General features: G+C 59.6%; 9 protein-coding genes and 1 pseudogene. 8 read left to right on the top strand and 2 right to left on the bottom strand.

The window, feature by feature from the left end:
• The first annotated feature begins 80 nt into the window (after positions 1–80).
• The 3 genes and pseudogenes from QD408_RS20830 (at position 81) to QD408_RS20820 (ending at position 1,678) form a co-directional block, all read left to right on the top strand.
• A pseudogene (locus tag QD408_RS20830) lies at positions 81–833 on the top strand (IS5 family transposase).
• A gap of 49 nt (positions 834–882) precedes the next feature.
• On the top strand, positions 883–1,215 hold the full coding sequence (locus tag QD408_RS20825; protein ID WP_414140606.1) for a GIY-YIG nuclease family protein: 333 nt from the start codon (positions 883–885) through the stop codon (positions 1,213–1,215).
• 1 nt (position 1,216) lies between these two features.
• Complete coding sequence (locus QD408_RS20820; RefSeq protein WP_414140602.1) at positions 1,217–1,678, top strand: hypothetical protein; 462 nt, start codon at positions 1,217–1,219, stop codon at positions 1,676–1,678.
• 39 nt (positions 1,679–1,717) lie between these two features.
• Here QD408_RS20820 and QD408_RS20815 read toward each other — a convergent pair whose 3' ends face one another.
• Complete coding sequence (locus QD408_RS20815; RefSeq protein WP_088680908.1) at positions 1,718–1,975, bottom strand: YjhX family toxin; 258 nt, start codon at positions 1,973–1,975, stop codon at positions 1,718–1,720.
• Between the two features lie 311 nt (positions 1,976–2,286).
• Between QD408_RS20815 and QD408_RS20810 the strand changes: the two genes are divergently transcribed.
• A complete protein-coding gene (locus tag QD408_RS20810) occupies positions 2,287–2,796 on the top strand; it encodes an N-acetyltransferase family protein (RefSeq protein WP_414140601.1) in 510 nt (169 codons plus the stop codon).
• Between the two features lie 4 nt (positions 2,797–2,800).
• Here QD408_RS20810 and QD408_RS20805 read toward each other — a convergent pair whose 3' ends face one another.
• The gene (locus tag QD408_RS20805) at positions 2,801–3,112 is read right to left on the bottom strand and encodes a DUF1294 domain-containing protein (protein ID WP_414140600.1); all 312 of its coding nucleotides are present in this window, start codon (positions 3,110–3,112) and stop codon (positions 2,801–2,803) included.
• A gap of 147 nt (positions 3,113–3,259) precedes the next feature.
• On the opposite strand from QD408_RS20805, the gene gatB reads away from it, so the two are divergent.
• From gatB to QD408_RS20785, 4 genes are all read left to right on the top strand, one after another.
• Positions 3,260–4,762, top strand: coding sequence for an Asp-tRNA(Asn)/Glu-tRNA(Gln) amidotransferase subunit GatB (gene gatB, locus QD408_RS20800; RefSeq protein ID WP_088680905.1), 1,503 nt, complete (start codon positions 3,260–3,262; stop codon positions 4,760–4,762).
• Positions 4,763–4,765: 3 nt separating this feature from the next.
• Positions 4,766–5,269 carry an N-acetyltransferase family protein gene (locus QD408_RS20795; RefSeq protein WP_414140598.1) on the top strand — a complete coding sequence of 168 codons (504 nt, stop codon included), beginning with the start codon at positions 4,766–4,768 and terminating at the stop codon, positions 5,267–5,269.
• A 4-nt stretch (positions 5,270–5,273) separates the two neighbouring features.
• Positions 5,274–5,747: a GNAT family N-acetyltransferase gene (locus QD408_RS20790; RefSeq protein WP_414140597.1), complete on the top strand. Its 474-nt coding sequence runs from the start codon at positions 5,274–5,276 to the stop codon at positions 5,745–5,747.
• 103 nt (positions 5,748–5,850) lie between these two features.
• Positions 5,851–6,249, top strand: coding sequence for an NADH:ubiquinone oxidoreductase subunit NDUFA12 (locus tag QD408_RS20785; RefSeq protein WP_088680902.1), 399 nt, complete (start codon positions 5,851–5,853; stop codon positions 6,247–6,249).
• The last annotated feature ends 84 nt before the right edge of the window (positions 6,250–6,333 follow it).

Below are 6,333 nucleotides of genomic sequence, written 5' to 3'. Positions count from 1 at the left end.
CGATCGACATTCAGGATTCCCAAATCAGTTGATGACTGATTCATAGCGCACCGTGTTGAGCACGGAGACCTTTGATGGGTGTGAAGCGATACGAGTTGAACGAGGCGCAGTGGTCGAAGATTGTYCTTTTGCTGCCGGGCAAGGCCAGCGATCCAGGTCGGACAGGTGCGGATAATCGTCTATTCGTGAATGGTTGTCTGTGGGTTCTACGCTCAGGCGCACATTGGCGGGACCTGCCTGAGCGCTACGGCAAATGGAAAACAGTGCATCGCCGCTTCAGCCGCTGGTGCCATGCCGGCGTATGGGAGCGGGTCTTCGACGCACTCACAGCGGACCGGGATAACCAGTATCTGATGATCGACAGCACCATCGTCCGCACTCATCAGCAGGCGGCGAGCGGAAAAGGGGGGCCAAGGATCAGGCGCTGGGGCGTTCCAGAGGTGGATTGACGACCAAGATCCATATGCTGGCCGATGCGCTCGGCCGCCCCCTGCGCTTTGTCGTGACGGCCGGCCAGGCCGGTGACATCACGCACGCCCCGGCTCTGCTCGATGGTCAGATAGGAAAGGCTGTGCTCGGCGATAAAGCCTATGACGGCAACGCCTTGCGCGAGACGATCAAGGCTATGGGCGCCGAGGCAGTCATTCCATCAAAACGCTCCCGCAAGATCATCATTCCGCATGATCCTGTCGCCTACAAGCATCGCAACCGCATCGAACGCTGCTTCAATCGGCTCAAGGCACTTTCGACGCTTCGCCACCCGCTACGAGCGTCGAACCATTCATTTCACTGGATTCATCCAACTCGCCGCTATCATGATATGGCTACAATGAATGTCGATCGGCCCTAGTTGGCGGGCCAGAAGGTAAGGTTGCCGGAAAGCTGGCGCTTAAAGCTGGTGAAAATCTTGTTTATCGTGCGGTGAATTTGGCTGGAGAGGTGAAGTACGTTGGCATCACAAACAATCTGGAGCGGCGGGCCGCCGAGCACTTGAGTTCCAAAGGCATTGCCATTGAAGCGATCCCAGGGCTGAGTAACCTTTCTAGGATAGATGCCAAGGGTGTTGAGCAAGTTCTTATTGAGAAGTACGGTTTGGCCAAAAATGGTGGATTGATGAACGTGATTAACAGCATCGCAAAATTAAACCCCGCATCTGCTGGAGCATCGCAACGCGGGGCCGATCTGTTGAAACAAGTTGGCTATCCGGGGTACTAAAATGGCGACGCTGAGAATCGGCGATATTATCGAGATCAACACTGCGAAAGGACTCGCTTACGCGCATTACGCGCACAAGCATAAGCAATATGGTGCGTTGCTTCGGGTGTTCGGGAAATTTTTTGATGCTCGGCCCGACAGTTTTGTCGATTTAGCAAACAGCCGGCCGGTGTTTATGTGTTTCTTTCCGCTAAGCGCAGCGGTGGATCGAGGTATTGTGTCAATTGTTGGCAATGTGCCGCTGCCATCTGACGCCACGAAATTCCCGACGTTCCGCGCCGGTGTCATAGATCCGGCTACGCGGAAGGTGGGCGTTTGGTGGCTGTGGGATGGTGAAAAGGAATGGCGGATCGGACAGTTATCCGCTGAACAGCGTCAGCTGTCGATTCGTGGGGTGTGGAACGATACGTTGTTGGTCGAGCGGATTGAATCTGGTTGGACACCGGAAACAGATTCGGCCTAACCGCGCCGTTGAACGCGCGATCAGGGTTGGTTGCCCGAACTACCTATTGTCCAGCTGTGATCTGACCAGCCTCAGCCCCCGTTCGGTGATCCGGTAGGGCTGGCCGCTGGAAGACTTGATTGCCTTGAGGCGCTTCAGCCTGCGGAAGAGATCGAGGCCGACGCCGGGATAGAGCCAGCCGTCGCGGGTGAAGCAACTGACGTTCTCGATCTTTCTGTTGTCGTCGCGGGTAATTTCGATGCGGCCACCTTGGGCCATGAGATGCAGGATGCGCTGCTCCGTGCGGGAAATATCCATGTTGTGAGATCCGGTATCGCGCCCGGCAGGGCGCACAAAAACGATCTGGCGCTCGTTCGAACGTCAGGGCTTCGTTTTTTCGGGCCCGCGCGCGCAAGAAAACTTGCGGGCAGGGCCTTTACCGGGTCTCAGGCAGGCTCAACATAAAACACCTCGATAAGACTTATTATTCAGCCCGGAAAAAGCGGTCAAGAGCGTGGCTACCGCTCAAAACCAGTCGAAAACCGCGCTTTCGTGCCCATCATCCCTTTGGAGGCACTGGTAAATTCCGCGACTCAATGGTCTAGTTGAGGGGTAACGCGGAGGTGTCGTTGATCCACATGCGCAATGCCCGCGACGGGGAAGCGGAACTGTTGAGCGAGATCGGGCTGAGGGCCTGGCAAATTGCGATGGCGTCGATCGGCGAATCGGACGCGATGATCGACGCGGCGCGCAGCGCTTTTCGCAACTTCGTGGAAAATGACTGGCTGACCATCACCGTCATCGAGCAGAACGGCCAGGTCGCAGGCTGGGCGGCGCGCGAGGGATTGGATGAAACCATCTCTGACTTCTGGATCGATCCCATCTTTACGCGCCAGGGGCTTGGTTCGGCTCTTCTCGAACGCATCGAAAAGGATATCGCCGAACAGGGCTTCGAGAAGGCGGCAATGCAGACCCATTCCGGCAACAACGAGGCGATCGGCTTCTTCCGCAAGCATGGCTATGGCATCCACTGGCTCTCGGTCGCCTATAATCCGAAGCTCGATCGCGACGTGCCCTCTGTCGGGCTGACGAAACAGCTCATTTCGGACGGCCAAGGCGGATATGGGCAGGAGTTCTGACGTTTCAGAAATCCTGAAGGAGGTGCAGGCTCCATTGCGGCGCGAATGCCAGCACTGTCGCCAGTGCGCCGTGCAGAACCAGGATACCCGCCAGGATTGACCGGAAAGGCTCCTTTCTCGTCTTGTGCCGCAGGATCTGCTGCGCTGCCACTGCGCCGAGGCTGCCGCCTACCAGCGCAAGTGTCAGAAGCGTGCGCTCGCTGATGCGCCGCCGGCCGTCGCGCGCCGCCTGCTTGTCGAGGAAGTAGATGGAAAAAACGAAAAGATTCAGCGCCAGAAACAGCGCGGCCAATGTGATGATACCAAGCGTCGTCATTCGCGAACCCTATCGGGCCTGCGTTAACGGGTGGCAAATGCTGCCGAAGGCCTCAAACGGCGATGCACCCCATGGCGAAAGTCTTGCACCGGCACGTCATTTCCTTTACCTCACGGGTGGAAAAGAACAGCCTGCAAAGAGCATCAGATGACCCTTGTCGACGTCCGCACGCCCGATCCGAAACGCTTCATCCCCGGCGCCACCGGCGACTGGGAAGTCATCGTCGGCATGGAAGTCCATGCCCAGGTCCTGTCCAATTCGAAGCTCTTCTCCGGCGCCTCGACGGAATTCGGCAAGCCGCAGAATTCGAACGTGTCGCTCGTCGATGCCGCCATGCCCGGCATGCTGCCCGTCATCAACGAGGAATGCGTCAGGCAGGCCGTGCGCACCGGTCTCGGCCTCAAAGCCCAGATCAACAAGCGCTCGCTCTTCGACCGCAAGAACTATTTCTATCCCGACCTGCCGCAGGGCTATCAGATCTCGCAGTTCAAGGATCCGATCGTCGGCGAAGGCAAGATCGTCATTTCGCTCGGCCCGGACCGCCAGGGTCAGTTCGAGGATATCGAGATCGGCATCGAGCGCCTGCACCTGGAGCAGGATGCCGGCAAGTCGATGCACGACCAGCACCCGACCATGTCCTATGTCGACCTCAACCGTTCTGGCGTCGCGCTGATGGAGATCGTCTCCAAGCCCGACATGCGTTCGTCCGACGAAGCCAAGGCCTATATGACCAAGCTACGCTCGATCGTGCGCTATCTCGGCACCTGCGACGGCAACATGGACGAAGGTTCGATGCGCGCCGACGTCAACGTCTCCGTTCGCCGTCCGGGCGAAGGTTTCGGCACGCGCTGCGAGATCAAGAACGTCAACTCGATCCGCTTCATCGGCCAGGCGATCGAATACGAAGCCCGCCGCCAGATCGGCATTCTGGAAGATGGCGGCGAGATCGAGCAGGAGACGCGCCTCTTCGACCCGAACAAGGGCGAGACGCGCTCCATGCGCTCCAAGGAAGACGCGCACGACTATCGCTACTTCCCCGATCCGGATCTGCTGCCGCTCGAATTCGACGATGCCTTCATCAAGGCGCTCGAAGCCGATCTGCCGGAATTGCCTGATGACAAGAAGGAACGCTTCGTGCGCGAGCTCGGCCTGTCGGTCTACGATGCCTCCGTGCTCGTCTCCGAAAAGGCGATCGCCGATTATTTCGAGGCCGTGGCCGCGGGCCGCGACGGGAAGACTGCGGCAAACTGGGTGATCAACGACCTGCTCGGCGCGCTGAACCGCACCGGCAAGGACATCGAGCAGACGCCGGTCTCGCCGGCACAGCTCGGCGCCATCATCGACCTCATCAAGGCCGGGACCATCTCCGGCAAGATCGCCAAGGACCTTTTCGAGATCGTGCTGACCGAGGGCGGTGATCCCACAGAGATCGTCGAATCGCGCGGCATGAAGCAGGTGACGGATACCGGCGCCATCGAAAAGGCCGTGGACGAGATCATCGCCGCCAATCCCGAACAGGTCGAGAAGGTCAAGGCGAAGCCGACCATGGCGGCATGGTTCGTCGGTCAGGTGATGAAGGCGACCGGCGGCAAGGCCAATCCGCAGGCCGTCCAGGCGCTCGTCAAGGCGAAGCTCGGCATCGAGGAATAAGCGGTGTATTTCGTCCGCACCGCCGGAGAGCGCGACCTGGAGAAGGTGCGCGCCCTTCTGGTGGAGAGCTTTCACGCCACTTATGACGGCCTTCACGGCAAGGCCAGGGTGGACGAGCTGATCGCCCATCTTCTGTCGCCGGCGGCGTTGAAGGCGCGGCTGGCGCGCAAGGATGCGGAATTTCTCGTCGCCGACGACGGCCGCAACATCGGCGGCATGGGCTACGCGGTGAGGTCGCAGGAATTGACGAAAACCGTCATGCTGCATCTGCTCTATGTCAGCCCGGCGCTGCAGCGCCAGGGCATCGGCCGGGATATTTTCGCCGAACTCGAAACCTGCTTTTCCGATGCTGAGATCATGCGTCTCGAGGTCGAGCCGCGGAATGCGACGGCGATAGCCTTCTATCAGGCGCATGGTTTCACCGAGGTCGGCCGCAATGAGAACAGCGCGCCCGGGCAATCCGGCATACCGGCGCTGATTTTCGAGAAACCGCTCGAAGGCCATTGAGGTCGTGACGGTCGAATTGCCTGATATTCTCATTCGCGAGGCGCGCAGAGACGATCTGCAGGCCCTCGTGGCGCTGTTTGCCGCCGACGCGCTCGGCGGCCACGGCGATACGACGGATGCCGGGGCTTTTCCCGATTATGCCAGGGCCTTCGCCGTCATCGAGTCCTCGCCAGAGCAGACGCTCTATGTCGCAGAGCGCGGCGGCGAAGTCGTCGGCACGTTCCAGACGATGCTGACGACCTCTCTGACCGGCCGCGGTTCCTCGGCGATGATCATCGAGGCCGTGCAGACCCGGGCCGACATGCGTGGACAGGGGATCGGCGCGCTGATGATCGAATTTGCCATTGCCGAGGCAAAAGGCCGCGGTGCGCGGCTGTTGCAGCTGACCTCGAATGCGGTACGCAAGGATGCCCAGCGTTTCTATGAAAGGCTCGGCTTCAAGCCCTCGCATCTGGGCTTCAAGATGGTTTTGAAATGACCTGCTCTTCTCGTGGAATCGCTGGACAATTCGGCTTGGCGACGGCATAAGCAGGGAAAGAATTGTGGTTTGGCTCGCGTCCCGGCGAGCGCAAGGAAAAGACATGTGGAATCTTCTGGTTCAAACCTTCACCTGGTGGAACAGTCAGACGATGGGCACGCGTTTTGCGACCTGGCGTTTTGGCAAGCGCGTCGGCGAGGATGAATTCGGCAACGTCTATTATGAAGGCGGGATGTCTTCCTACGGCCTGCCGAAGCGCTGGGTGATCTACAAGGGTTATGCCGAAGCCTCCGCGATCCCGCCGGGCTGGCATGGCTGGATGCATCACCGCACCGATGTTCCGCCGTCCAAGGAAAACTACACCGCCAAGGAATGGCAGAGGCCGCATCGTCCCAACCTCACGGGTTCGCCGCAGGCTTACCGCCCGCCGGGCTCTCTTGCCGCTTCGGGTGAGCGGCCGCGTGTTACCGGCGATTACGACGCCTGGACGCCGGGCAACTGAGACGGCTCGACCGGGTGATCCCAAGCCCGGCTTTTGGCCACAATTGACCTTTACCCGCAGGTTGGCCGCGCTTGACCGCGGCCG

This window comes from Rhizobium sp. BR 249 (assembly GCF_047445895.1).
In the GTDB taxonomy this organism is placed as follows: Bacteria; Pseudomonadota; Alphaproteobacteria; order Rhizobiales; family Rhizobiaceae; genus Rhizobium.
Note: the sequence above shows the minus strand (reverse complement) of the source record. Positions and strands in the feature narration are given on the sequence as shown.

Bases quoted from the DNA above. Each gene is read 5' to 3' on its own strand.
- QD408_RS20820 (WP_414140602.1), top strand. From the start codon at position 1,217: ATGGCGACGCTGAGAATCGGCGATATTATCGAGATCAACACTGCGAAA.
- QD408_RS20815 (WP_088680908.1), bottom strand. From the start codon at position 1,975: ATGGATATTTCCCGCACGGAGCAGCGCATCCTGCATCTCATGGCCCAA.
- QD408_RS20805 (WP_414140600.1), bottom strand. From the start codon at position 3,112: ATGACGACGCTTGGTATCATCACATTGGCCGCGCTGTTTCTGGCGCTG.
- gatB (WP_088680905.1), top strand. From the start codon at position 3,260: ATGACCCTTGTCGACGTCCGCACGCCCGATCCGAAACGCTTCATCCCC.
- QD408_RS20785 (WP_088680902.1), top strand. From the start codon at position 5,851: ATGTGGAATCTTCTGGTTCAAACCTTCACCTGGTGGAACAGTCAGACG.